General features: G+C 54.9%; 17 protein-coding genes. 10 read left to right on the top strand and 7 right to left on the bottom strand.

Annotated elements, in window-relative coordinates; all coding sequences use genetic code 11:
• Positions 1–178 precede the first annotated feature (178 nt).
• The 4 genes from ggt (at position 179) to cysN (ending at position 6,726) form a co-directional block, all read left to right on the top strand.
• Entirely contained in the window at positions 179–1,729 is a 1,551-nt protein-coding gene (ggt, locus tag QA596_09800; GenBank protein MDG5767759.1) for a gamma-glutamyltransferase, read from the top strand.
• Positions 1,730–2,101: 372 nt separating this feature from the next.
• Positions 2,102–3,577: an SLC13 family permease gene (locus tag QA596_09795; protein ID MDG5767758.1), complete on the top strand. Its 1,476-nt coding sequence runs from the start codon at positions 2,102–2,104 to the stop codon at positions 3,575–3,577.
• Positions 3,578–3,653: 76 nt separating this feature from the next.
• Entirely contained in the window at positions 3,654–4,577 is a 924-nt protein-coding gene (cysD, locus tag QA596_09790; GenBank protein MDG5767757.1) for a sulfate adenylyltransferase subunit CysD, read from the top strand.
• Between the two features lies 1 nt (position 4,578).
• Entirely contained in the window at positions 4,579–6,726 is a 2,148-nt protein-coding gene (cysN, locus tag QA596_09785; protein MDG5767756.1) for a sulfate adenylyltransferase subunit CysN, read from the top strand.
• Positions 6,727–6,829: 103 nt separating this feature from the next.
• Here the strand turns inward: cysN and QA596_09780 are convergent, their stop codons facing one another.
• The 3 genes from QA596_09780 to QA596_09770 form a co-directional block, all read right to left on the bottom strand.
• Positions 6,830–8,512: a fibrobacter succinogenes major paralogous domain-containing protein gene (locus QA596_09780; protein MDG5767755.1), complete on the bottom strand. Its 1,683-nt coding sequence runs from the start codon at positions 8,510–8,512 to the stop codon at positions 6,830–6,832.
• 364 nt (positions 8,513–8,876) lie between these two features.
• Positions 8,877–9,377 carry a DinB family protein gene (locus tag QA596_09775; protein MDG5767754.1) on the bottom strand — a complete coding sequence of 167 codons (501 nt, stop codon included), beginning with the start codon at positions 9,375–9,377 and terminating at the stop codon, positions 8,877–8,879.
• Between the two features lie 82 nt (positions 9,378–9,459).
• A complete protein-coding gene (locus QA596_09770; GenBank protein MDG5767753.1) occupies positions 9,460–10,419 on the bottom strand; it encodes a YafY family protein in 960 nt (319 codons plus the stop codon).
• 420 nt (positions 10,420–10,839) lie between these two features.
• Here QA596_09770 and QA596_09765 point away from each other — a divergent pair, with 420 nt between their 5' ends.
• A complete protein-coding gene (locus tag QA596_09765) occupies positions 10,840–12,255 on the top strand; it encodes an amidohydrolase family protein (protein ID MDG5767752.1) in 1,416 nt (471 codons plus the stop codon).
• A 149-nt stretch (positions 12,256–12,404) separates the two neighbouring features.
• On the opposite strand, the gene QA596_09760 is transcribed toward QA596_09765, so the two are convergent.
• The 4 genes from QA596_09760 to cobA form a co-directional block, all read right to left on the bottom strand.
• Complete coding sequence (locus tag QA596_09760; GenBank protein ID MDG5767751.1) at positions 12,405–13,121, bottom strand: bifunctional precorrin-2 dehydrogenase/sirohydrochlorin ferrochelatase; 717 nt, start codon at positions 13,119–13,121, stop codon at positions 12,405–12,407.
• Positions 13,122–13,503: 382 nt separating this feature from the next.
• Positions 13,504–14,217, bottom strand: a complete 714-nt coding sequence (locus QA596_09755) for a DUF3667 domain-containing protein (protein MDG5767750.1) — start codon at positions 14,215–14,217, stop codon at positions 13,504–13,506.
• Positions 14,218–14,278: 61 nt separating this feature from the next.
• The gene (locus tag QA596_09750; GenBank protein MDG5767749.1) at positions 14,279–15,067 is read right to left on the bottom strand and encodes a phosphoadenylyl-sulfate reductase; all 789 of its coding nucleotides are present in this window, start codon (positions 15,065–15,067) and stop codon (positions 14,279–14,281) included.
• Between the two features lie 86 nt (positions 15,068–15,153).
• Positions 15,154–16,074, bottom strand: coding sequence for a uroporphyrinogen-III C-methyltransferase (cobA, locus tag QA596_09745; GenBank protein MDG5767748.1), 921 nt, complete (start codon positions 16,072–16,074; stop codon positions 15,154–15,156).
• A gap of 469 nt (positions 16,075–16,543) precedes the next feature.
• Here cobA and QA596_09740 point away from each other — a divergent pair, with 469 nt between their 5' ends.
• The 5 genes from QA596_09740 (at position 16,544) to QA596_09720 (ending at position 23,740) form a co-directional block, all read left to right on the top strand.
• Complete coding sequence (locus QA596_09740) at positions 16,544–17,887, top strand: SdiA-regulated domain-containing protein (protein MDG5767747.1); 1,344 nt, start codon at positions 16,544–16,546, stop codon at positions 17,885–17,887.
• Positions 17,888–17,934: 47 nt separating this feature from the next.
• Complete coding sequence (locus tag QA596_09735) at positions 17,935–20,511, top strand: DPP IV N-terminal domain-containing protein (GenBank protein MDG5767746.1); 2,577 nt, start codon at positions 17,935–17,937, stop codon at positions 20,509–20,511.
• Between the two features lie 87 nt (positions 20,512–20,598).
• On the top strand, positions 20,599–20,949 hold the full coding sequence (locus QA596_09730; protein ID MDG5767745.1) for a hypothetical protein: 351 nt from the start codon (positions 20,599–20,601) through the stop codon (positions 20,947–20,949).
• A gap of 31 nt (positions 20,950–20,980) precedes the next feature.
• Positions 20,981–21,634 (top strand): peptide-methionine (S)-S-oxide reductase MsrA, encoded by a 654-nt coding sequence (msrA, locus tag QA596_09725; protein ID MDG5767744.1) that lies wholly within the window; start codon positions 20,981–20,983, stop codon positions 21,632–21,634.
• Positions 21,635–21,739: 105 nt separating this feature from the next.
• Positions 21,740–23,740, top strand: coding sequence for a S9 family peptidase (locus QA596_09720; protein ID MDG5767743.1), 2,001 nt, complete (start codon positions 21,740–21,742; stop codon positions 23,738–23,740).
• The last annotated feature ends 137 nt before the right edge of the window (positions 23,741–23,877 follow it).

The raw sequence follows: 23,877 nt of genomic DNA, 5'->3' as shown, positions 1-23,877 counted from the left end.
TTCCCGGTGTTGTAACGGCCTGTCCAGAATTTCGTTTGAGTGTCATGGGGGAAATGTCTGCTTTCGTTTTTTGCAGGTTTCTGTGTTCGAACAGAGCCGGAAGTCGAATAATGGACATGACGCGGCCCCCGGCCGGTGCGACGGGCGTGTCCGAAAGTGTGAAATTTGAGGTAATGGAATGAAGGCCAATGGTGTAATTGCAGCGGGCCACCCGGAAACGGTACGCGCCGCCGAAGAGATGCTCAAGGATGGAGGGAATGCGTTTGACGCGGTAGTTGCCGCGCATCTTGCCGCCTGTGTGGCCGAGCCGGTGCTTACCTCTCTGGCCGGGGGTGGTTTTCTTCTGTCGCAGACATCCGGAGGTGACCAGCAGTTGTATGATTTTTTTGTGCAGACCCCCCGTAAACGCCGGCCGCCGGAGGACGTGGAGTTTTTCCCCATCACGGCGGACTTCGGTGAGACCCGGCAGGAGTTTCACATTGGGATGGGCTCGTTCGCGACGCCCGGAACGGTCCGGGGCCTCTATGCCATCCACCGTGACCTCTGTTCCATGCCCATGTCGCGGTTGATTGAACCGGCCGTACGGCTGGCCCGCTTCGGTGTGGAGATGAACCGGTTCCAGGCGTATATCATCGATGTCGTGAGTCCGGTTTTCCGCGCGTCAAAGGCGGCCATGAAACGGTACGCCCGTGTGCATGGCGGCGAGGAGCTGCTTGCCGAGGGCGATGTGCTGAAGCTGCCCGATTTCGCGGACTGTCTGGAGCAGCTCGTAAAAGAGGGGGAGGAGTTTTTCTATAACGGGGAGATCGCCCGCCTGGTGGATCACGCGGGACGCGAAAAGGGGGGGCATGTCACCCTGGCCGATTTTGAATCGTACCGGGTAGCGCGGAGGAAGCCGCTGAACATCCGGTATAGGGGTGGCGGTCTGGCAATCAATCCCGGTCCGAGTTCGGGCGGTACGCTCATCGCGTTTGCACTCAAACTGCTGGAGGAGTCAACTCCGGACACACGCCCTTTTGGTTCTGCGGAACATCTGCTGACCCTGGCGGCAGTGCAGCAACAGACCGACGCCGCCCGGCTCGATTTTCTGATGAACCGCAATATGGCCGCGCCCGGTGAAGAGATGCTGGATCAGGAGTATATGGAAGCTTTTCGGCGTCAGATTCGGGAGAGACTTCGATTCTCCAGGGGAACCACTCACATCAGTGTAATGGACCGGGAGGGCAATACCGCCAGTCTGACCACCAGCAACGGCGAAGGGTGCGGACGGTTGATTCCCGGCACCGGCATTATGATGAATAACATGCTGGGAGAGGAGGATTTGCATCCGATGGGCTTCGGTTCCTGGCCGGAGAATTCCCGCATCACCTCCATGATGGCCCCGGCCATTCTGAACAGGTCCGATGGTACGGTGTTTGCCCTGGGTTCCGGCGGCTCCAACCGGCTGCGCACCGCCATCCTCCAGGTGATTCTGAATGTGACGGATTACGGCATGTCGCTGGAAGAGGCGGTTAACAGTCCGCGCATACACTGTGAAAAAGAGTTCCTGTCGGTGGAACATGGCTTTGACCTCACGGCGCTTGAACCGGTACTGAACGCCTGGCCCGCCCACAAGATTTGGGGGGAGTCCAATCTTTTCTTCGGCGGCACGCACTCGGTGTCATCCGGACCCGACGGTTTTCACGGAGTAGGCGATCCGCGGCGGGGTGGTGTTGCCCGTGTGGTATGATTTTTTAAAACGCCAAACTTTTTGTTTGACATGAACTCGAAGATGGTGTAAATTTCTCGCATCACCAAAAATGATTGATAATTCAATACTTATGACAACCAACCCGATCCATAGCCATATTTGTCTCTGTATGTGCTGTATGATGCCCCGCTGGAGAGGTAGTGGTTGTTGTATGCTCTGATCTTAAGGATCAACGAGTGTTCCGAAAGCCCGCTGCCTCATCAGGTCGCGGGCTTTTTTTTTGCCCGCAAATCGGCAACGGAGCCATCCTAAGGGTCTCCGGAAAGGCCTGAAAACCTGACGATCCCCCGCCCCGATTCTTCAATCCGACTGTCCTCCATGAATCGAACACATCCCAAAAAGTAACAAACCATGATTTCAGAGCAAATCGACTGGCAGGCCTGGTTTACCGCAGCGAGCATCGTTACGATGATTGCGTTGCTGATACAAGGCCGGATTCGTCCGCACCATCTGTTTCTTGCGGTGCTGCTGCTGTTGCTGGTCGCCGGTATCATCACTCCGGTTCAGGCCGTTTCCGGTTTTACCAGCACGGCGGTTTTGACGGTCGGGGCCCTTTTCGTGGTTGCGGAGGGAGTCCGACAGGCGGGGCTGCTCACTCATCTGGACAAGCTTCTGTTGTCACGCAAAGGGGGAATCGGTGCCACTCTGTTACGTATTATGGGATCCACATCGGCGATGTCGTCTTTCCTGAATAACACTCCGATCGTCGCCATGTTCACTCCCCAGCTGCAGCAGTGGTCGGGGCGCATCGGCATCCCGGTATCCAAACTGCTCATCCCCCTGTCCTATGCGGCCATTGTCGGCGGCACAATAACCCTGATCGGCACCTCCACCAATCTGATTGTTTCGGAGATGATGTCGGATCGTGGTCACGCCCCGTTCGGGATGTTTCAACTGGCATGGATCGGTATTCCCGCCACCATCCTGGTTATCATCTGGTTTGCGACGATCGGCCATCGGCTGCTGCCCGACCGTGAGAATCCGGCCGGTGCTCCGGCAGCCGACTACTACGAGGCCAACGAGGCCAGAGTCACACGCGCCGGCAACCGGTTCTTCGAACGGCGGGTCTTTCAGGGAAATTTCGTGTTCCATAACCCTCTGGGCGATAACAACTGGCCCAGCGGAGTCTACACCACGCGATATGCGATGGCAACCGGAACGTCAAAAACCGGTGCGAATGTCCCCAGCGGCGTATACCGGTCGTCAAATGCAAAACAGGAGCGGGAGCAATGCGTAACCTGGTCGAATGCACTGCCCGTACTGGTTATCGTCACGGTGATGATCGGGGTCTCGGCAAGCGGCCTTCTCCCGGTTCACTGGTCGGTGATCGGTGCCGCGCTGGCCATACTGGCTACCGGCAGGCTGTCGCTGCGAAGGGTCATCAAAGCGGTGCACGTGCCCGTGCTGGTTGTGATCGCCTGCGCACTGGGTGTGGGAGTTGCCATGGAGCAAACGGGGCTGGCCACAGTAATGGCACAATCCGTCGTGCATCAAACTTCCGGATTTGGTGTGATAGCGGTGTTGGCCGGAGTTTATCTGATCACCAACCTGCTCACCGAGATGGTCACCAACAATGCCGCGGCTGTACTGATGATACCGGTGGCGCTGAGCGCGTCGTCGGCGCTCGGGATGGATCCACAGGCGGTGGGAGTGACTGTAGCGGTGGCCGCTTCGGCCAGCTTCCTGTCACCTATCGGTTATCAAACCAATTTGATGGTGATGGGGCCGGGAGGATACCGGTTTACCGATTTCATGAAGGCGGGTTTTCCGGTAACCCTGATCCTGATGGCGGTCACCGTCGGCATGGTGAGCTGGCTTTGGGTGTGAACCGGGGTCAATCAATTGTCCGGCAATTTTTTAATTGAAACTGAAAAACTGACTTAAACAATACAAACATCAACCCATGCAACACGTAACAAAAATCGAAGCACCGCGCAACTCTCACCTTAAAGTACTGGAAGAAGAGGCCCTGTTCATCATGCGGGAAGTGGCGGCGCAGTTTGAGCGTCCGGTTCTGCTATTTTCGGGTGGAAAGGACTCCATTGTCATGGTTCATCTGGCCGTCAAGGCATTTCGCCCCGGCCGGTTCCCGTTTCCGCTGATGCACATCGACACCGGTCATAATTTTCGAGAAACGATCGAATTCCGGGACGAACTGGTGCGGCGTACCGGCGCCCGTCTGATTGTGGGAAGTGTGGAGGAGAGCATTAGAGAGGGCCGCGTACGGGAGGAAACCGGTCCGGAGGCCAGCAGAAACGCGCTGCAGACCGTCACCCTGCTGGATACGCTTAAACGGCATCAGGCGGATTGCGCACTCGGCGGCGGCCGTCGTGACGAGGAGAAAGCCCGCGCCAAGGAGCGGTTTTTCTCACACCGCAACGCTTTCGGACAATGGGATCCCAAGAACCAGCGTCCCGAGCTCTGGAGCCTGTTCAACGGGCGCAAGAATGTGGGCGAACACTTCCGTGTGTTCCCGCTTAGCAACTGGACCGAGATGGATATCTGGCAGTATATCGCCGCCGAGCGGATCCCCATTCCATCTCTCTATTTTTCCCATACGCGCAAGGTGTTCAATCGGCGCGGCACCTGGCTGGCCGATACCAATTTTATTTCAAGATATCCGGAAGAGGAGCCTGAGGATAAGGTGGTAAGGTTTCGCACCATCGGAGACGCTACCTGCACCGGCGCGGTACTTTCACACGCGTCCACCATGGAGGAAATCATAGCCGAGGTGGCAGCGGCCCGGGTAACCGAACGGGGAAACCGACATGACGATAAACGGTCGGAGGCGGCCATGGAAGATCGTAAAGTACAGGGGTATTTTTAATATGAGTATCAAAAAACAGACTACGACCAATGGAACATCCTCCCGAAACCGGCGATCCGGAGAGGAAACCGGCCGCATAAACCGGACCGAAACCGGGAAGGGATCCGCAGAACGGAAGCACTCTGACGCGGGCCAGGCATCGGCTTCATCCTCATCCACCCATGCAAACAATGCCGGGCGGCCGGAGTTGACGAGCGAGGCCGTCCCCGATGGGGTCGATCCCGCATACCTGAACATGGACCTGCTCCGCTTCACCACCGCCGGCAGTGTGGATGATGGCAAGAGCACGCTCATCGGAAGGCTGCTGTACGACAGCAAGTCGATATTCGAGGATCAGTGGGAGGCGCTGGAGACGACCACCCGGAACCGGGGCGAGGGACCGGTCAACCTGGCACTGCTCACCGACGGACTCAGGGCCGAGCGGGAACAGGGTATTACCATCGATGTTGCCTATCGCTATTTCGCGACTCCCCGCCGCAAGTTCATCATTGCCGATACCCCGGGCCATGAGCAATATACCCGGAATATGGTGACCGGCGCATCGACGGCCGACCTTGCCATCATCCTGATCGATGCCCGGAAAGGCGTGCTCACCCAGAGCCGGCGCCACGCGTTTCTCTCTTCCCTGTTGCAGATTCCGCACCTTGTGGTAGCCGTCAACAAAATGGACCTGGTCGATTACAGCGAAGAGCGGTTCAACGAAATCACCGATGACTTCAAGGCGTTTTCAGAGAATCTGGAAGTGGATGATATCACCTATATACCCATTTCGGCGCTAAACGGCGACAACATCGTGAACAGCGGCGAGCGGATGCCGTGGTACCGGGGAGCGACGCTGCTGCATCACCTGGAGCATGTGCGGGTGGGCTCGCGCAAGAACCCCAATGATTTCCGATTTCCGGTGCAGTATGTCATTCGACCCGATCAGGATTACCGCGGGTTTGCCGGGCGGGTAGTCTCGGGATCGGTCGAAGTGGGCGAGGAGGTGAAGATACTCCCGTCGGGTGCAACCTCCCGGATCGTTTCCATCCAGAATCCCGACGGAGCCGCCGAGCGGGCAAAAGCCGGGGAATCGGTAGTGCTGGAAATTGCCGACGAAATTGATATCAGCAGAGGGGATATGCTGGTTCGCAGGAACAATGTCCCGAACGTTAAAACCCGGTTCGAGGCGACAGTGAGCTGGATGAACAAGGAGCCGCTTCGAACAGACAAGGACTATCTCGTGATGCATACCACTCGGACAACCCCGGTCCGCGTTACGGGGGTCCGATACCGGATTAATGTGGATTCACTGCACCGTGAAGAGACCGATACCCTTACTTTGAACGAAATCGGGCGGATCTGCCTGGAGACGGCACAGCCGGTCTTTTTCGATGCCTACAAGCTCAACAACGCCACCGGCAGCTTTGTACTGATCGATCCCGATACCAATGTGACGGTCGGTGCGGGCATGATTCGCAGCAGCAGTACAACGGCACCGGAGAGTGTGGATCAATTGCCGGAGAGTAAGGCGGTTGGGCCTGGCAGGGATTCGGCAGAAGCACCCGGAAGGGTTTCTGTGGATACACCGGGCAGCCGGCAGGTATTCCCGGAGCCGTGGAATATCGGGCGAACCGAACGGGAAGAACGGAACGGGCACACGGCCAGAGTCCTTTGGTTCACCGGTCCGTCCGGCGCCGGAAAAACGACCATTGCAAAGGCGCTGGAGCGTACGTTGTGGGATGAGGGGCGCCGTACCATGCTGCTGGACGGTGACCAGGTCAGGCACGGGCTGAACCGTGATCTGGGTTTTGATCCGGCCGGTCGCAGGGAAAATATCCGCAGGGTCGGTGAACTGGCAAGGCTCTTCTTCGAGCATGGCAATGTGGTCATCTGCACCTTCGTGTCGCCGTATCGGGCCGATCGCGAAGCTGTTAAGGCGTTGTTTCCCGAAAGCCGTTTTACGGAGATACATGTTACGGCAAGCCGGGAAACGCTGATCGCCCGTGACCCGAAGGGCCTGTATAAAAAAGCAGAAAAAGGAGAAATCCGCGGGCTAACGGGGTATGACGCCTCCCATGAACCGCCGGGAGAAGACGCTCTGCTCATCGACACGGATTCCATGCCAGTGGATGAAGCGGTGTCTCTGATTATCCGCGAACTGAAATAAACACAGACAACACATGTCGGTTGGTGGCGGACGGCCGGGGGCCTGATAGGACTGGGGCTCCCGGCCGTTTTTTTATTGCGGCACAGACACGGCAACAACCGGACTATTCTTCCCGCACACAACGAACGGACATGCCGTTGGGCTTCTCCATGGGAATACCAGGCACATGCCCTGAGGCCTGGGCCAGATAAAACGCATGTGCCATAAGCTCGTTGTTTTCATCGGCACTCCAGAAGCGGGCCTGGGCTCCGATCTCGAAGTACCCGCCGGTGTTACCGGATCGGCCGCCTGCTGGCAGCGCAGAGAATCCGAAATGATCGGTGCCATAGTGATTTCCGCCCATCAGAGGATCAATTTCATTCCATCTGGGATGCTGGCCGGTATCGCAATTATCGCCCAGGGGAGATCCCGCCTGGCGACAGGACTTCAAAGCATTCCCTGCTCCGTCCGTGTTCCTTGATTCGTTCGGAAAGCCCTGGCTTTCAACATATTCGATCAACCGTAGCCACTCTTGCTCACCTGGAACATGCCATCCCTCAGGACACAAGCCCCTGGGATCCGTGACAGCATACCAGTTGTAGAGCAATCCATATGCTTCGGCCATTGCTTCATCGGAATCAATGCCTTCAATATCGCCGTCTCTTGGTCCGCCCGTATGGGGATAAATACTGAACGCGCCCTGCTCTGTAACACGGGTGAACGGCCATTGATCAGTATTCAGGTCGGTGGCAATTTCATCACCATTGGCATAACGGGTTACCCTCAGATTCTCGGCCATCCACTCCTGATTGTCGATGATCACCGTTTTGTACTGGTTGCCGTCACGGTCGGTAATGTGTTCATCTTCATCATCCTGGTCACCGTTATCATCGTCATGGTCACCATTATCATCGCCATCATCCTGGTCGCCGTTATCATCGTCATGATCTCCGTTATCCTCATCCGGTTCCTCGCGGGGCGCCTCTCTGACGCAGCGCACCGACAAACCCGACCGGTCGTTGATTACCGCATTGTACCCCATGTAGTTATGGGTACTTGTCATCGTGGTGAAAGGAGACGACATGGGCGAGAGCTCTTCATCGGTTAAACTCCACCAGAAAGCATGGGTTCCGATGCTGCCATAATTTCCGGTTTGAGAACGCAGTCCGGCCGGCAGACCTGAAAAGCCGAATGGGTCAAGACCGTAATGATCCGAGTTAAGCTCCCATCGCGGGTGTTCATCGGTGTCGTATGGACCGCCGTAAGGGTGCCGGATCTGCCGGGCGACTTTCAAAGCCTGGCCCACGCTTTTTGGGTCGTCTCTTTCATTGCTGTATCCGTGTTGATCGATCAGGTAATCAATCAGTTCCTGCCAGTCGTCGCGTGAGGGAACGCTCCATCCGGACGGACAAATATTGTCCTGCTCAATGGCATAGCGGTTGTAAAGCAGGCCAAATATTTCAATCATCTCTTCAGGTGAATCGATGCCGGCGGTGTTTTCCGCCTCGTGGTCGTAAATGGCGTAGGCCCCATCACGGGTGGTTGCCCAGTCGTCGTTGGAAAGTCCGGTGGGGATGCTGTTTCCATTAGTATAACTGGTGGTGCGCAGGTTGTGCGCCATCCACTCCATCTCACCGATTATGATGGTGCGATACTCGTTGCCATCAATATCGGAAACGGTACGAGTAACCTGTTCTTCTTCCTGCTCATCGTCCCGATCTTCGGTGGTGTCGCCGGTCGAGGTGACGTCGCACTGTATAAGCAGGAAGGCAGATAAAAAAATGAGCGCGCTGTTGAGGTAGGTCATAAATAATTTTGTTTTGGTAAAAAAAAGACTTCGCGGAACAAGTCAAAAAAAAAGCAGAGGGGTGCTGACGGGTTTGTAATAGTAAATGGAGAACCCTGCTTAAGGTAATGTAATTAGGGCAGTATCAAGATGCCACCGGTTTAATGCAGCGGCCGGTGGGCGTAATATAACGTCACCCGGCACCGTCCGGCCAAGTAGCGCGCTGGTTGGGCAAGCATCCCGGCAAGAAAATAACGGCACCCGGAGCCGTCTGGCCCCGGGAAACGATAGTTAGGAAATATCAGCTTTTCAAAAGCATTGCGAGTACAATCCGGTGCGCGCAAAGACTCCGGATTGTACCCGGTTCGGAAAAAGAAAAAAATGGTTACCGTTCCCAGAAGAAGGGTGGCTCAACTCCGAGGTCGCGCAGATAGACGTAGGCCTGGCCCCGGTGGTGGATCTCATTGTCGATGAAATAGCAGAGATGTGACCAGATTTCGCCTTCGTACTGCCCGAAAGCGATCTCTTTTTGCTGAAACCGCTCTTCCGAAATCTTTGGCCACAATTCGTTGATGTGTTCGGTGACCCGGTCCCAGAGTGCGAGCAGTTCATCTTTGGTTTTGGGGGAGGTTTCGGCCTTAAAATCCGACATATCACCGAACTCTTTCCATTGCCCGGATACAATGGCAGATATACCCGGACCGGCAACCTGTATCAACTCAACGGCCATTTCGGAAAAAGGCCTCATTCCGCCAATGGTGTGGGTGAACAACGAATCGCCGGGAAAGGCTTCAATCACTCGGCGGGTGAGGTTTCGGTGGCCCTGCCAGTGTTCCAGCATTTGTTCAGGGGTGATCACATGGGTTGAGAAGGTCTCGTTTTTCATAATTTTCAAGGATTTGTTAAAGGTTAAAACCAAATTAGGAGGTCCCACTGACAACCCTGTGTCAAACCCGTCATACTTTTTTTTACGGCCTTTCTGTGTTGTGATGCCGGCTCAGTTCCCGGGCAAGATCATACATTTTTTCCTGGATGCGATGTGGCCGGATTACGGTTGCACTATCCCCCCAGGTCAACAGCCAGCGACAGATATACTCGCATTGATTGCACAAAAAGGTCACCTCCACACCATCCGGCACGCTCTTCTCCCATGCCCAGCCGTACCAGTATTTTTGATCACCCATAAAGCGCATAACTTCTCGCTCGAAACGGACCACCACCTCTTCAATCTCATTTTCCCGGTGAAGATGGCGTTCATAATACTCCTTTAATGTGTGGTTACTGCTACATGTCTTTTTTGTGAGGGCACAAGATTCCATACGATCCAGTCGAAATGTCCGGTAATCGTTTCTTATTTGGCACCATCCTGCCAGGTACCAGTAATCGCCCATGACCAGAAGTCCCAGTGGTTCGATACGTCGTGTCGTTTTTCCTTTTCCGTAAGGAGAGTGATAGACAAGTTCTACGATTACCTGTTTGATAACGGCATTTTGGAGCATGTTGAAGAATCGGAGATCCGGTCTTGGCTGATGCGAATTGGTTTGTGGAAACGGGGCGATGTGCTGTTCCAGTGTTTCAAGATACTCTTTGTCGGAAGGAGGCAGAATGGCCCTGATTTTGTTGAGCGCGTTGCTGTAGGCCCGGCCAAGCTCTGTGTGATCCCATTTCTGCATCAGGCGTCCGGCCGTCAGCAGGGAAGCGGCCTCTTCCCGGTTAAACATTACGGGAGGAAGGTGGTAACCTTTGACGATGAAATAGCCTTTGCCCGGTTCCGATCCAAGCGGGACTCCGGCCTCCTGCAGGGCGGATAAGTCACGGTAGACGGTTCTCGGGGTAATTCCGTATCGCCCGGACAATTCGTCAACGCTGGTGAAGTTGCGACCCTGCAAATAGGTAATAATCGCGGTAAGTCGGTCAATCCGGTTCATAATAAAGCCATCACGAGTGATAGGGGTGCCGCAGGTGCCCATGATATGTGTCTGACACCCTAACTGTAATATCGGTAATCCGGATATTGCACACCACAATCCACCGGAATGATGTACGGAGAGCCGGCTTGCCGCTAATCAATTTGGAACAGCACTGTATGGTTGCGAATCTCTGTGTTTAACCTGCTGATGGATGTGCAGCAGGGGCTTAAGAGGAAATCAGACCGCTCGGCACAAGCAGTTTTAAACTCGTGATGTTCGGATGAATGCGGCCGGGCATTTGACCAGATGACGGTTTCAAAGGTGACGGAATTCTGACAGGTTCGAATCTTGTTAAACACTTATGTGTCAGTATAACAGAGATTTGTGCCATTAATCCAGGTAAAAATCGAAACAAGTCGAATCAACGGAACGGAGGAAATGATGAACATTTTGAAGCTGTTTCAACAACGGTATGGGATTTCCATGACGATGACGGTCATGTTATTGGCGGTTGCATTAACGGCTTGCGAGCAAGAGGAGGTCACCATCCCCGGACTGTATGCCTTCACAGATGTGACGGTGGTACCGATGCACACGGAACTGGTTCTGGAAAATCATACGGTGGTTGTGCGCAACGATCAGATTGCAACGGTGGGCCCGACCGACCAGGTCGAAATTCCCGAGGGCGCAAATGTTATCGACGGCTCCGGGCGTTACCTGATGCCCGGCCTGGCGGAAATGCACGGACACATCCCCGGCCCCGATGATCCGCAATACGCCGAAGACATGCTTTTTCTCTATATTTCAAATGGCGTGACCACCGTGCGAAACATGTCGGGACACGAATACCATCTTGAACTTATCGAACGGATCGACAATGGTGAAATCCCCGGACCGCATGTCACCGCCGCCACACCGTGGACCAGCCCCAATAACATCCCGGGTCCGGATGAAGCTCGCGAAGCCGTGCATGAATTTGTCGAAGCCGGATTCGACCTGATCAAAATCGGAAATATTCGGGCGGATGCGTACGAGGCCCTGGTGGATGAAGCGCATGCGGCAGGAATTCCGTTTGGAGGCCATATCCCCGAGGAAGTCGGCCTTCTGGGAGCACTGGAGGTGCATCAGGCATCCATCGATCATTTCGACCGCTACGTTGAATTCATGGCGAAAGAGCATCCGGACGCCGCTGATCGCAATCCCGGCTTTTTTGGGAGCGGCGTTGTGGACCTGATCGATGAAGAGCGGATGCATGAGGCGATCGAACGAACCATTGAGGCCGGTACCTGGAATATACCGACGCTCAGCCTCGTTGAGCATCTGGCATCGCCGGAAGCTCCTGAAGAGATGATCCAATGGCCGGAAATGCGCTACATGCCCCAGAGTGTGCTGGATCACTGGGTGGAGGCCAAGCATAACTTTCAGGCACGAGACGATTTTCAGCAGGAAGCGGCACAACGACTTGTGCAGGTCCGGCGCGATTTGCTAAAGGCGATGCATGAACATAACGCGCCCATCGCGCTGGGATCCGACGCTCCCCAGTTTTTCAACGTGCCGGGATTTTCCATCCATCACGAGATGGAGATGATGGTGGCAGCCGGTCTCACTCCGTTCGACGTGTTGGTCACCGGAACCCGCAATCCTGCGGGATATCTGAATACACCCGATGCATTCGGTACGGTGGAAGAAGGACGCCGGGCAGATCTGATTCTGCTCGAGGCCAATCCGCTGGTCGATATCGCGGCAGTTCGTGAGCGGGCAGGTGTGATGATTCGCGGTGAATGGTGGCCGGAGGAGCGCATCCAGGAGCAACTGGAAAGCATCGCAGACCGGTACGCGGAAGCGCAAGAGTAACAATTTTCGCCGCTATCCGCTGTCCGCAGATTCCCTTGCTGCAAGAGGTGCATAAGTCGTTTCGGCATCCAGCAGAGTTGCCCCGTGCGAATACCGGCAAACCCTCCGTGCCGCACCGCAGGCGTGGTCTGAAGGTTAACCGGCGGGATTCACGAAAAGAGAGCGGCTGCTTTCCGTAACAATCGAACAAGCAGCTTCTCTTTCGCCCGCAACCCCGACCGCTTCATGATTGCCCGGCCCCATATCTGTTCCGTCAATGCCAAAGCGTCGTCTCTGCGCCCCTCACGCAGCAGGGGGATTACCTCCGAATCCACCCATTCGTACCATCGTTTCTTCCGGGCCTCCGAATCGTGCATCAGCGCCATAATGGACGGACGGATTTGTTCGGCCAACTCCAGAAATTCGCCATAAGCCTCGTCCAGTTCCCGCTGGAACCTCTGCTTGAGCCGAACCGCCAGCGCGGGTGCCAGTCCATTTGTCGAGAAGGAGACGGTAAGCTTGCCGCGCCGCACCACCGAGCCGAACGCGGAGTTGGAAAGCGGGATGTTGTCCATCACATTGATAATCAGGTTGCGCTCCTTCGCCTCTCCGGCCGCTTCTTCGGCCATCTGTTGGGAGTAATCGGCCGCCACCACGAATCCGGCTCCCTCCAGATCACCGAAGCGGTACTCCCGCGCTGTCCACTTGAAACGCCCGCCGTCATGCCATCGGCGCATTTCATCCGTTATCTCTTCGCTCAAAACATGCACCCTCGCACCAAACGAGAGCAGTTCATCGAGCTTACGTTCGGCTTCTTCATCACCACCCAGCAGCACGACCTTCTTCTCATCAAGCCGGGTCAGGTATATCGGATAAAAAGATTTCATGGTGATTTGAATATCGGCCCAGGTTTAACCTGCAGCGGTTACGCTGCACTCAGAGAATGCAGCAAGTATTCTTTCCAGCAGTGATTTTGGCAAAAGCAAGGGCCGCTGACAGATTGTAACCAATGTTATACCCACAGATTTAGGGTTCATGAATATTACTACAGTTCAAATAGCGGTATATGCTTTTTAACTCCCAAACGCATCACCAAAAGCTTCGCCAATCTTGAAACCTATTGAATATAGAAGTACACCCAATATTATAATGATAAGTGCGCATATAACGGTCTTCTTAACTTTTGAAAGACGGTTCCACTTATCTGTTACCTTTTGAAAAAAAATCATATTTGCGTGATTTAGATATGAGATTGTTGATTTTGGATTTTTAGGCTTGAGATACGGCTTGCAAAAAACCTACGATAAACCCTGACAGAATAATTAAAAATATAATCGTACATATTCCAAGGATAATAGCTAATACAGTTTTAACTGTTGTTTCCAAGTAATCTCCCCTAAAAAATGATATGTACGCAAATATAAAATAGGAGAAAGAAATAAGGCTAATGATAATATCACTGTAAGGCTGAAAATTATCACCCAGTGGAGACGTAATAATAGATATTGCAAAAAATATGCCCGTAATATATAGATTAAAAATCAAAATTTCTATTAGGTTATAGCCTGATTCTTTTTTGAAAAGCAAGTAAGAAAAGAATGCGATAAAGAATACTGCAAACAGCAGAAAAAAGTGATAGTAGTGAATAATGAACAAAAAGACTTCTTGCTCCAATTCAGAATCAACTCTATTCTCGAAATGCTCCTCTGAAAGTAAATATCGATAGATAAAAACAAATATTGTTCCAGTAAATAGATAAAATTTAAATGGGTTTATCAAGCGATTACGATCATGACTCAAATAGGCCCGAATGTGCTTTCCCGGATTTATAATCAACAGCTTTAGCGTATGTAAAAAACCTTTTTCTAAATTGAAAAACTGTAAGGCTTGTTTACCAAGGAGAGAGAAAGTAAAGCGTTCAACTTCATTTTCTTCATTAACTGGAATCTTATCGCCGTTCTCTGTTTCTGGCAAATCTTTCATTTGGTTTATTTGATTCGGATTCTTTTAGTGAGGTAGTTCATATAATTTAAATCGGTCATGATTATTTCATGTGAATGCCGCATTCTGTTTTCCCGGTTCCCGACCAGCGTCCCGCGCGCAGGTCTTCGCCTTCGCTTACCGGATTTGTGCAGGGCCAACAGCCGATACTGGGATATCCCTTGTCATGTAATTCATTGTAAGGCAAATCGTTGATGCGGATGTAGCTCCAAACGTCTTCTTCCGGCCACGACGCCAGCGGGTTTATTTTCAGGATATCCAGCCGCTGATCGTATGCAAACAGTTCGGTGTGTTTGCGGGTCTCGGATTGATCTCTGCGGATGCCGGTGATCCAGGCCCGTTTATCCGACAGAAAGCGTTGCAGCGGCAGCACTTTCCGGATGTGGCAGCATTGGTCGGGACGCGTTTCCCACAACCGGTCGCCGTATTGTTCCGCCTGTTCATCCAGCGATAGTTCCGGCCGCACCCGCACCAGATTCAACTCCATTCGTTCGCGAATTCGGTCAATCAGTTCATAGGTTTCACCGAACAGAAGGTCGGTATCCAGGTAAAACGCTGCGGCTCCCGGCTTCACCAGTGAAAGCTGGTGCATAAGCACGATTCCTGACGCCCCGAACCCGGTAGAGAGCACGGCATCATCGCCGTAACGGGCAACGGTCCATTGCAGAATTTGCTCCGGACCGGCATCCCGGAATCTCGTATTCAGGCGGCGGATCTCTTCATCCGATATGCGGGAGGCCTGTGAATCTGTACGCCCGGAAGGCCTGCTGTGGCCGCTCATGCTGCCGCTTTCCGGTTGTGCCCCTGCCTGCGGACGTTCTTTTTCGTTCAAACGTGTATGCTTATGGTGATAATCGCTCATAATATGGTATTGGCTGTTGCCCGGGATCAACGGAAACGGGCGGTTTTCTTTGCCGGTCAGCTTAGCTGCCGGACAGTGCGTGTGTGCGCGCGCTCCGGCTGAAACCATGCCAGCTCGCGAGTATGCTGCACCACCTCGCCGATAACGATGGTGACGGGGGATGTGACTCCCCCGGTTTTAGCCGGGATGTCCGCCAGGGTCCCGGTGATCACCTGCTGTTCCACGGTGGTTCCCCAACGGATGAGCGCAATGGGAGTGTCGGCCGGCTTGCCGTTCCGGATCAGCTCTTCAATGATACGGTGCAGGTTTTTCAGCCCCATCAGGATCACCAGGGTGGAGATACCGGCCAGAGCTCGCCAGTCGTAGGAATCACTGCCGTCGTGCAGGTGTCCGCTGATGACCGTAAATCCGGTTGCCTGATTGCGCATGGTCAACGGTATTCCCGCATAGGCCGGCACAGCCGAAATACTGCTGATGCCGGGCACAACTTCAAATGGAATGCCGTGCTGTGCCAGTTCCATGCACTCCTCACCGCCCCGCCCGAAAATAAACGGGTCGCCGCCCTTTAGCCGGACCACCATGCCACCGTTTCGCGCATGGGAAATCAACAGCCGGTTGATATCGGCCTGACTGATGGAAGGTTTTCCACACTGCTTGCCGACGCATATCTTCCGGGTGCCGGGCCTGGTAAAATGCAGAAGGTCAGGGTTGCAAAGACGGTCATACAAAACGACATCGGCCGATCGCAGCAATCTCACCGCTTTCAGGGTAATCAGCTCGGGGTCGCCCGGACCGGCACCGACAATGGCAACCCGTCCGGGGATATGCCCGGACCTCATCTTGCCGTTGTCGCCGGCTGTTCTGCCGGATACGGTCGGTGGCTCACCATGGCGGTTATCGGTCCCGGATGACTCGGGTTCGTTGTTGGCTCTGCGGCCATTCCGGTTGGTTTCGGTTGTGCTGGTTTGGATCGGCATGTGCGTGCGATTGATTCGGGAAATCGAATGAAGAAAGTTACGGTGTCAGTTTTGTGGATGGGGTTTTGCGGCAAGGATCCGCTGACAGGCAAAAAAAAAGCCCGCAACCGGATGGCAGCGGGCTTTACATCAGAAATGTCTGTCACGACATGGTTACAGCTGATATCTACCCACTACCTCCGGAGGGTGTGCAACACATGGTACACATGGTAATCGGCAGATAATTCGTCTTGGGCATGCTGTAACTGTCTGTAGACATTTTACTTAGTAAGTGTCGTTAAAATGTAATCAACAGTCGGGCAACTTGTCAAGTTACAATTTCAATTGCTTTTAAAAGAGGGGTTTCGCAGTTTTACCTATTGTGCCATTTTCCTGCAGCCTCGGGAAAAGAGCCGGTATCACCAATCTGATGTTCAAAAATATATCCTGTCCTGCAATTACTTCTCTGTTGGAATCCACACCCGCTACCTTGTTTCGTTTTCTGCTGATTATACTCACTTTTGGTTTCACGCACCTGGCCTGCTCCGATCCCGTTTCCGATGACCCGGATGAAGACGGTGTCGTCATTGAGTGTGGAGGGCAGCCCGGCGACAACTCCGGTTTTGAATTCAGCGATGTCGTTATCAGTGAATTTATGGTCGTTCAGGACGGAATTATCGCCGATCCTGATTACGACGGGTACAGCGGATGGATTGAATTGCACAACCGGGAGTTTGAAGAGGTGGATGTCAGCGGATGGATCATCGCCGGTGTGGAGTGCGGTGTCTATTCAGACCGTATCGACACCATTCCGGATCAGACCGCCATCCCGCCGGACGGATTTCTGCTGATCTGGACCAGCGGTGAATCTTCTGGCGAATCAGCGGTTCACACCCGCTTTCAGCTCCCGGAAGAAGGGGCCCAAATCGGCCTCTACGGACCCGCATCCGCCAATACCCCGCAAATTGATACGGTATCCTACCACAAGCTGGATGTCCATCCGCAAATATCCATGGGGCGTGCCGCATTTCGCGCAGAGCACAAGGGGTTTCTTGTTCCCATGACCCAACCCACTCCCGGAAACAGGAATCTGCTCGAACGTCTCGAATTACAGTCTCACCATTCGCTGGCGTTAAGCGATCCTTCCGGGTTGAGTCCGGATTATGACGGAGACGGCTTCTGGTCGGTGAGCGACGATCCCGGAGGAAGCATCTACCGGCTGGATCAAACCGGCCAAATTTTGGAAGAGTTGCGGGTGAACGGTCACGATATGGAGGGCATCAGTCAGCATCCCGGAGACCTGACCCTGTATGTCGCCGAAGAGCGCCTCAGGCAGGTGGTGCAGTATGCGACCGACGGTACCGAACTGCAACGGTTTGATGTGGAGGTGGAGCAGCAAAGAGTCAACGACGGACTCGAAGGCATCTCCGTCAACCCCTCCACGGGTACCATCTACCTCGTAAACAAGCAAAATCCCAGAGTTTTTATCGAGCTGGAGCTGACCGGCGACGGTGAGGCCCGCAACCTTCAGTACAGACCGGTCGATTTCGGGGCGGATCCGGAGAGCGATGGGGTCGATCTGTCCGGACTGTTTTATGACAGCGAAACCGGCCTGCTCTGGATGGCAAGCGACCAGGCCCGCGCCGTTTTTATTCTTGATACCACCGGCCGGCCACTGGCCGCGTTTGCCGCACCGGCCGGAAACCGTGACCTGGAGGGGATCTCGGTGCTCAGACAGCATAACGCCATCTACACGGTGAGCGACGAACAGCGAATGCTCTATAAGTACGCCATGCCCGATCCGCTTATTCACCTGCCGCCGAACCGGCCCTGACAGAAACTCTTGCTCCCATTTTTCCTGATAACCCAAATACCACTGCCATGACCGGATTGATTCCGTTTTGCCGGATATTTGTGAAACACCGGACTGCCGGACAGCTGTGCCGTATCTCACCGGCCGCGTCGCGATCCACCGATATTGAGACGAACTTCCCGCATCGGCTGAACAGTCGCGTTTTGCCGGCCATACCAAAACAAATCGCCGCTGGAAAGCTGGGGTTTCTCGGGGTGATGATCTCCCTGTTATCATTTTCGGCCTGCTCCACGGCGCATCAGGCCGCTGCCGACAGGCCGTCGCCGGCATCGTCCGTTACCGAAGAGGACTATCGTCGTGCGGAAGAGCTGTTGAGCTGGAATGCTGCTCCCAAAGTGTATTTCAGTGGCATCTCTCCGCAGTGGATAGACGACGACCGCTTCTGGTACCGCACCCGTACCGACACGAACAGCCACCGCTTTTTCCTTGTTGATCCGGCATCCGGTGACCAGGTACCAGCATTCGACCACGAGCGACTGGCCGAATCCCTCACTGAACTCCTCGAGGCCGATGAGGAAATCGAGTCAGGTGACCTCCCTTTTCGCACCTTCCGCTACATACGGGATGAGTCCGCCATCCTCTTCGAGGCGAACAGCACACACTGGGAGTGCGACCTTGACAACTACCGGTGCCGGGAGTCGGAGCGCGAATCACAGCCCGAAAACAGTGTACTCTCCCCCGATGAACGGCTGGCAGCTTTTATCCGCGATCACAACCTCTGGATACGCGACATGGAGACTGGCGAGGAATTCGCGCTGACTACCGCCGGAGAATATCGCTATGGATTCGGCACCAATTCCCAGGGATGGTTTCATTCGGAACGTCCCGTGCTGAACTGGTCGCCCGACTCCCGGAAAATTGCCACCTACCGGCTCGACGAACGCGACGTGGCAGAGATGCACCTGCTGGAGACGGCGCAGGATCGGCCTGTACTCGAATCCTGGCCCTATGCGCTGCCCGGCGACACCATCGTGCCGATGCACGAACGGGTTATCCTGGATGTGGAGAGCCGTACCAAAATCTGGATCGACAGCAAGCCCGCGCATCAGCGCACCTCCAACTGCTGCGGCCTGGAACGCGACGGGCAGTGGGCCGACATCGCCTGGAGTGAAGACGCCTCCCAAATGGCATTCGTGAACACCTCGCGCGACTACCGGCGCGTTGACCTCTACATCGCCGATACCCGGACCGGGGATGTCCGCCATGTCTTAAGCGAAGAGGCGGAGACCTTTTTCGAGTCGAATCTGACTTCACGGGGCGCCCCGAACTGGCGTGTGCTGTTTGACCGCGAAGAGGTCATCTGGTTCAGCCGCCGCGACGAATGGGGCCATCTCTATCTCCACCGGCTCGGGGACGGGAGTCAGGTTGCCCGGATTACCAAAGGCGCCTGGAATGTGGTCGATGTGCTGGTTGTGGATGAGGCTTCCGGCGATATCTACTTTACCGCCGCCGGCAGGGAAGAGGGCCGCGACCCTTACCTTGCGCATCTTTACAGGGTGAATATCGGATCGTATCGGGCGGATGATGCCGCCACCGAAGGCCGCCATCCTCAGCAGGGAGATAACGTGGAGCCTCCAGCCGTTCAGACGGCCGAGCCTGTGCTGTTAACACCGGAGCCGGCCAACCATGACATTTCCGTATCGCCCTCAGGCAGGTTTTTTGTGGATGAGTACTCCTCGTTCCGTGAGCCATCGGTTACGGTGGTCCGTGACGGAACCGGAGCCGTGGTAATGACGGTTGCCGAAGCCGATATCACCGGATTGCTTGAATCCCCCTGGACTCTTCCCGAGCCCTTTGTGACCCTGGCCCGGGACGGAGAAACCGATCTCCATGGTGTAATGTACAAACCGTCCGGATTCGACCCGGCGAATCGCTATCCGGTTGTCATCAATATTTATCCGGGTCCGCAGGTCGGCAGCGTCGGCACGCGCAGTTTTGCGGCGGCCCGTCGTGGGCAGGTGCACGCCCTTGCCGAACTCGGCTTCGTGGTCATCCAGCTGGATGCCCTCGGTACGCCGCTGCGCTCAAAATCATTTCACACCGCCTGGTATGGCGATATGAGCGATAACGGCATTCCGGATCAGATCGCCGCCATCCGGCAGCTTGCGGAACGCTACGACTGGCTGGATGACAGCCGGGCAGGGATCTATGGCCACTCCGGAGGCGGATACGCCACAGTGAGCGCCCTGCTGGACCACCCCGGCGTGTTCAAGGCGGGCGTGGCCAGTGCCGGAAACCTGGACAACCGCGGCTACACCTACTACTGGGGAGAAAAATATCAGGGCCAGCGGATCATAAATAACGGGGATGACACGTTTGCCACGCAGGCGATCTGGACGAAAGCGGACCAGCTGGAAGACAGGCTGCTGCTTTCGTACGGAACCATGGACAATAACGTCCATCCCAACATGACGCTCCTTTTTATCAATGAACTGATAGAAGAGAACAAAGATTTCGATTTGATTGTTATGCCCAACAGAGATCACGGGTTTGCCAACGAAAGATATATGGTCCGGCGAACCTGGGACTTTTTTGTACGTCATCTGCTGGATGCCGAGCCGCCTCATGAATTTCGTTTCGAATGAGTGTTGCCGGCAGGGAACTGTGGGCTGGTTCCTGTTTTGGCCGCTTCCGGTAGCCTAATAGTAAATCACAAATAAACAGTTAATTACATGAAGTTAGTAGATCAGGACGGAAAAGAGATAACAAGCAAGAAAAACGAACAGGCACAGGAACTGGAAAAGCAGCTGGCCAAAATGGCGCATACGGTTCTGGAACCGATTATGAACAAACTGCAACTGTCCAATCAGCAGATCGGCCAGGAACAGCTCATGCAGATCACATCCATGGCCCATCAGATGATTTTCAACCGCATGATTTTCAATCTGATTCAGAAAGTGGGCGTCAAGGAGATGAACGAGCTGGTCAGCCAGGATGACCTCGAAGAGCTGAAGACCTCGTTCTCCAATCAGTTCCGGTTCGGTTCGCCGGGCGAGGGACAAGAGGAGCCCCCCCAGGCCTGATAGGCTGGTTTGCCCGGCTTGCGATTTCTTCATGAAAGCAATCATCAAACAACTTACAGTGGCACTGGTACTTTTGACGGCCTTGTTTTTCGCCGATATTGCCGGTGCCCGTATTACCTCAACAGATGCAATAATGGCAAATGAGCAAAAAGCCACATTCGGCGCGGGCTGCTTCTGGTGCGTGGAAGCGATATTCAGCCGTGTCGATGGTGTGACCTCGGTAGTCTCCGGCTATTCCGGCGGAAGAAAGGACGAAGCTTCCTATCGGGTCGTGAAAACCGGAGAAACCGGTCACGCGGAAGCCGTTCAGATTACCTACAACCCCGAGCTGGTCAGTTACGATGCGCTGCTGGAGATTTTCTGGCGCACCCACGACCCTACTACATTGAACCGCCAGGGTGCCGACGTGGGACCGCAGTACCGCTCCGTGGTCTTCTATCACAACGACCATCAGCGTGAACGGGCCGAATACTACAAGGGCAAGCTGGATGAATCGGATATTTTCGATGATCCGATCGTCACCGAAATCACGCCGTTTGACGCGTTTTACCAGGCCGAAGACTATCACCAGAACTTTTTTGCAAACAATCCCGACCAGGGATACTGCCAGGTGGTGATTCGTCCCAAGATCGACAAGTTCAAATCATTGTTCCGAGACAAATTGCGTGAGGAGTACCGGCCCTGAAGCCCCCACTCCGGCCGGCTATGAGGCCGGATACATGCATGTATCAGCAGGATAACCGGATGCGGTATCTGTCCGGCATCAACCGACACCTTACAACCCATCACCATGACCCGATCATACCCCACCCGCTTCACCATCGTCCTGGCTTTCCTGTTATTCGCCGCAACTGCCGGAGAATCCCGTGCGCAGATCACACCGGAGGAAGTAGCTTCCCTTGAGCATGTGGGACAGGTACTGATGCATGACCAGGGGAACCATGTCGTCTATACCCTCCGAAAGCCCCGTTCGGCGGAGGATGAGATCGGTGGCGACTACCAGGAGCTGCATGTTCTGGATATCCGGACCGGCGAATCCGGCCAGCTTATCGCCGCGCCACAAAGCGTATCCTCCGTTTCCTGGGTGCCCGACAGCCGGCGCATTGCATTCCGCATGACCGACACGGACCATCACGATCGTCCACAGGTCTATTCCCTGGATATCGTTGACGGAGGCCTTCAAAAGCACACCAGCGCTCCGGAAGGGGTCATGGCGTACTCCTTTTCGGATGACCCGTCGATTCTGGCCTACACCATGAGAAGTCCCTGGCCCCGGGAAGTGAGGGAGCGGCGCGAACAGGGCTTTGATATGGATGTCTATGGAGAGGACGAGCGCCACGTGCGGCTCTGGATTCAGGAAAATGGAGAGGCCCAGGCCGCTACGCCGGACAACATGACCGTCTGGGATTTTGAATGGGCACCGGACCGGCGGCATCTGGCGGTGCGCACCACGCATGGAACGGGTATTGACGATGAGATGATGTTCAGCGAAATCCTCGTTTTGGACCGGGAGGATGGTTCACTGGATATGCTGGCCGAAAGCCAGGGTAAAGTCGGACCCCTGCGCTGGTCACCAAACGGCCGGCAATTCGCCTTTCTGGCAGCGAAAGCGTTAAACGATCCCCTCCCGCAGAGACTTTACGTGCTGGATGTCGGCGATTACACGCCGATAGACATAACCCCGGAAAACTACGAAGGAACAATTGAATGGCTCGCCTGGAAAGACGATGTTACTCTCCGTTTTGTTGCCGTGGAAGGGACACGCACCACGTTGCGTGAGATTCCGGCGTCAGGAGGGCATGCGGTGCTTCTGGCCGGCGATGGCCTGGAGGTGTTCCGATCCGTTAGCTTCGACAGTTCCGGAGAAACATTTGCCGCATCAGTACACCGGCGCGATCATCCGTCAGAGGTGTATCTCCACACTCTTGATGGCACCGGCTGGGAGCGCCTCACCCGGCACAATTCGTTTCTGGACAACCTCACGCTGGGACGGCAGGAAACGATCACCTGGGAAGGTCCCGACGGCCTGCTGATTGAAGGTGTGCTCACCTACCCGGTGGGTTACGAGGATGGAGAGAGCTATCCGCTGGCCATTCTGCCTCACGGCGGACCGGAAGGAGTGAGCCTGGACGGATGGAATACACGTCCGCTGTACCCGGCGCAAGTGCTCGCCTCTCACGGATATGTGGTGCTCAAACCCAATTATCGCGGCAGCGGGGGCCGCGGGTCGGCATTCACCATGGCCAATCACCGCGACCTCGGCGGCAAGGAGTTCGAGGATGTGATTCGCGGAATCGACCACCTGGCCTACGATGGGGTGGTTAATCCGAGGAAGGTAGGCATTTCCGGTACCTCCTACGGTGGCTACTTCTCGGCCTGGGCCGGAACCAGATACTCCGATCGCTTTGCGGCGGCAATCACTTTTGCCGGCCTCTCCAACTGGATCTCGTTCATGGGAACCACCGACATCCCGCACGAAATGTCCATTACCCACTGGGACCTATGGTGGTTTGAGAATCATGGCCTCAACTGGGACCGTTCTCCCATCGCGCACCTGCAAAACGCCAATACGCCCATTCTGGTAGCGCACGGAATGGCAGATGACCGCGTCCATCCCGAGCAGTCCATCCAGCTGCATCAGTTCCTGCGGCTTAACGACATTCCAACAGGACTGGTGATGTATCCCAGACAGCCACATGGCCTCGTCGAACGGGCGCACCGTATCGACTTCATGGAGCGGGTCGTCGACTGGTTCGATCGCTACGTGAAAGGGGACGGCACAATACGCTGATACGGTTACGGCTTCTTCCACCGGTTACAGTGATCCTGTGGCTGCCGGATAATCACTGTACTGCGGGGGGTGATTACGGGGGGAACTTATCGCACAAATGGCGGCACGTCGGAAGCCGGAGAATACCGCCTTTGCCG

Source organism: Balneolales bacterium ANBcel1 (assembly GCA_029688905.1).
GTDB lineage: Bacteria > Bacteroidota > Rhodothermia > Balneolales > Natronogracilivirgulaceae > SLLW01.
This window is presented reverse-complemented; position numbering and strand designations above follow the sequence as displayed.

Excerpts from the sequence above, each read along its gene's own strand:
- ggt (MDG5767759.1), top strand. The coding sequence starts at position 179 with ATGAAGGCCAATGGTGTAATTGCAGCGGGCCACCCGGAAACGGTACGC.
- QA596_09795 (MDG5767758.1), top strand. The coding sequence starts at position 2,102 with ATGATTTCAGAGCAAATCGACTGGCAGGCCTGGTTTACCGCAGCGAGC.
- cysD (MDG5767757.1), top strand. The coding sequence starts at position 3,654 with ATGCAACACGTAACAAAAATCGAAGCACCGCGCAACTCTCACCTTAAA.
- cysN (MDG5767756.1), top strand. The coding sequence starts at position 4,579 with ATGAGTATCAAAAAACAGACTACGACCAATGGAACATCCTCCCGAAAC.
- QA596_09780 (MDG5767755.1), bottom strand. The coding sequence starts at position 8,512 with ATGACCTACCTCAACAGCGCGCTCATTTTTTTATCTGCCTTCCTGCTT.
- QA596_09775 (MDG5767754.1), bottom strand. The coding sequence starts at position 9,377 with ATGAAAAACGAGACCTTCTCAACCCATGTGATCACCCCTGAACAAATG.
- QA596_09770 (MDG5767753.1), bottom strand. The coding sequence starts at position 10,419 with ATGAACCGGATTGACCGACTTACCGCGATTATTACCTATTTGCAGGGT.
- QA596_09765 (MDG5767752.1), top strand. The coding sequence starts at position 10,840 with ATGATGAACATTTTGAAGCTGTTTCAACAACGGTATGGGATTTCCATG.
- QA596_09760 (MDG5767751.1), bottom strand. The coding sequence starts at position 13,121 with ATGAAATCTTTTTATCCGATATACCTGACCCGGCTTGATGAGAAGAAG.
- QA596_09755 (MDG5767750.1), bottom strand. The coding sequence starts at position 14,217 with ATGAAAGATTTGCCAGAAACAGAGAACGGCGATAAGATTCCAGTTAAT.
- cobA (MDG5767748.1), bottom strand. The coding sequence starts at position 16,074 with ATGCCGATCCAAACCAGCACAACCGAAACCAACCGGAATGGCCGCAGA.
- QA596_09735 (MDG5767746.1), top strand. The coding sequence starts at position 17,935 with ATGACCGGATTGATTCCGTTTTGCCGGATATTTGTGAAACACCGGACT.
- QA596_09730 (MDG5767745.1), top strand. The coding sequence starts at position 20,599 with ATGAAGTTAGTAGATCAGGACGGAAAAGAGATAACAAGCAAGAAAAAC.
- msrA (MDG5767744.1), top strand. The coding sequence starts at position 20,981 with ATGAAAGCAATCATCAAACAACTTACAGTGGCACTGGTACTTTTGACG.
- QA596_09720 (MDG5767743.1), top strand. The coding sequence starts at position 21,740 with ATGACCCGATCATACCCCACCCGCTTCACCATCGTCCTGGCTTTCCTG.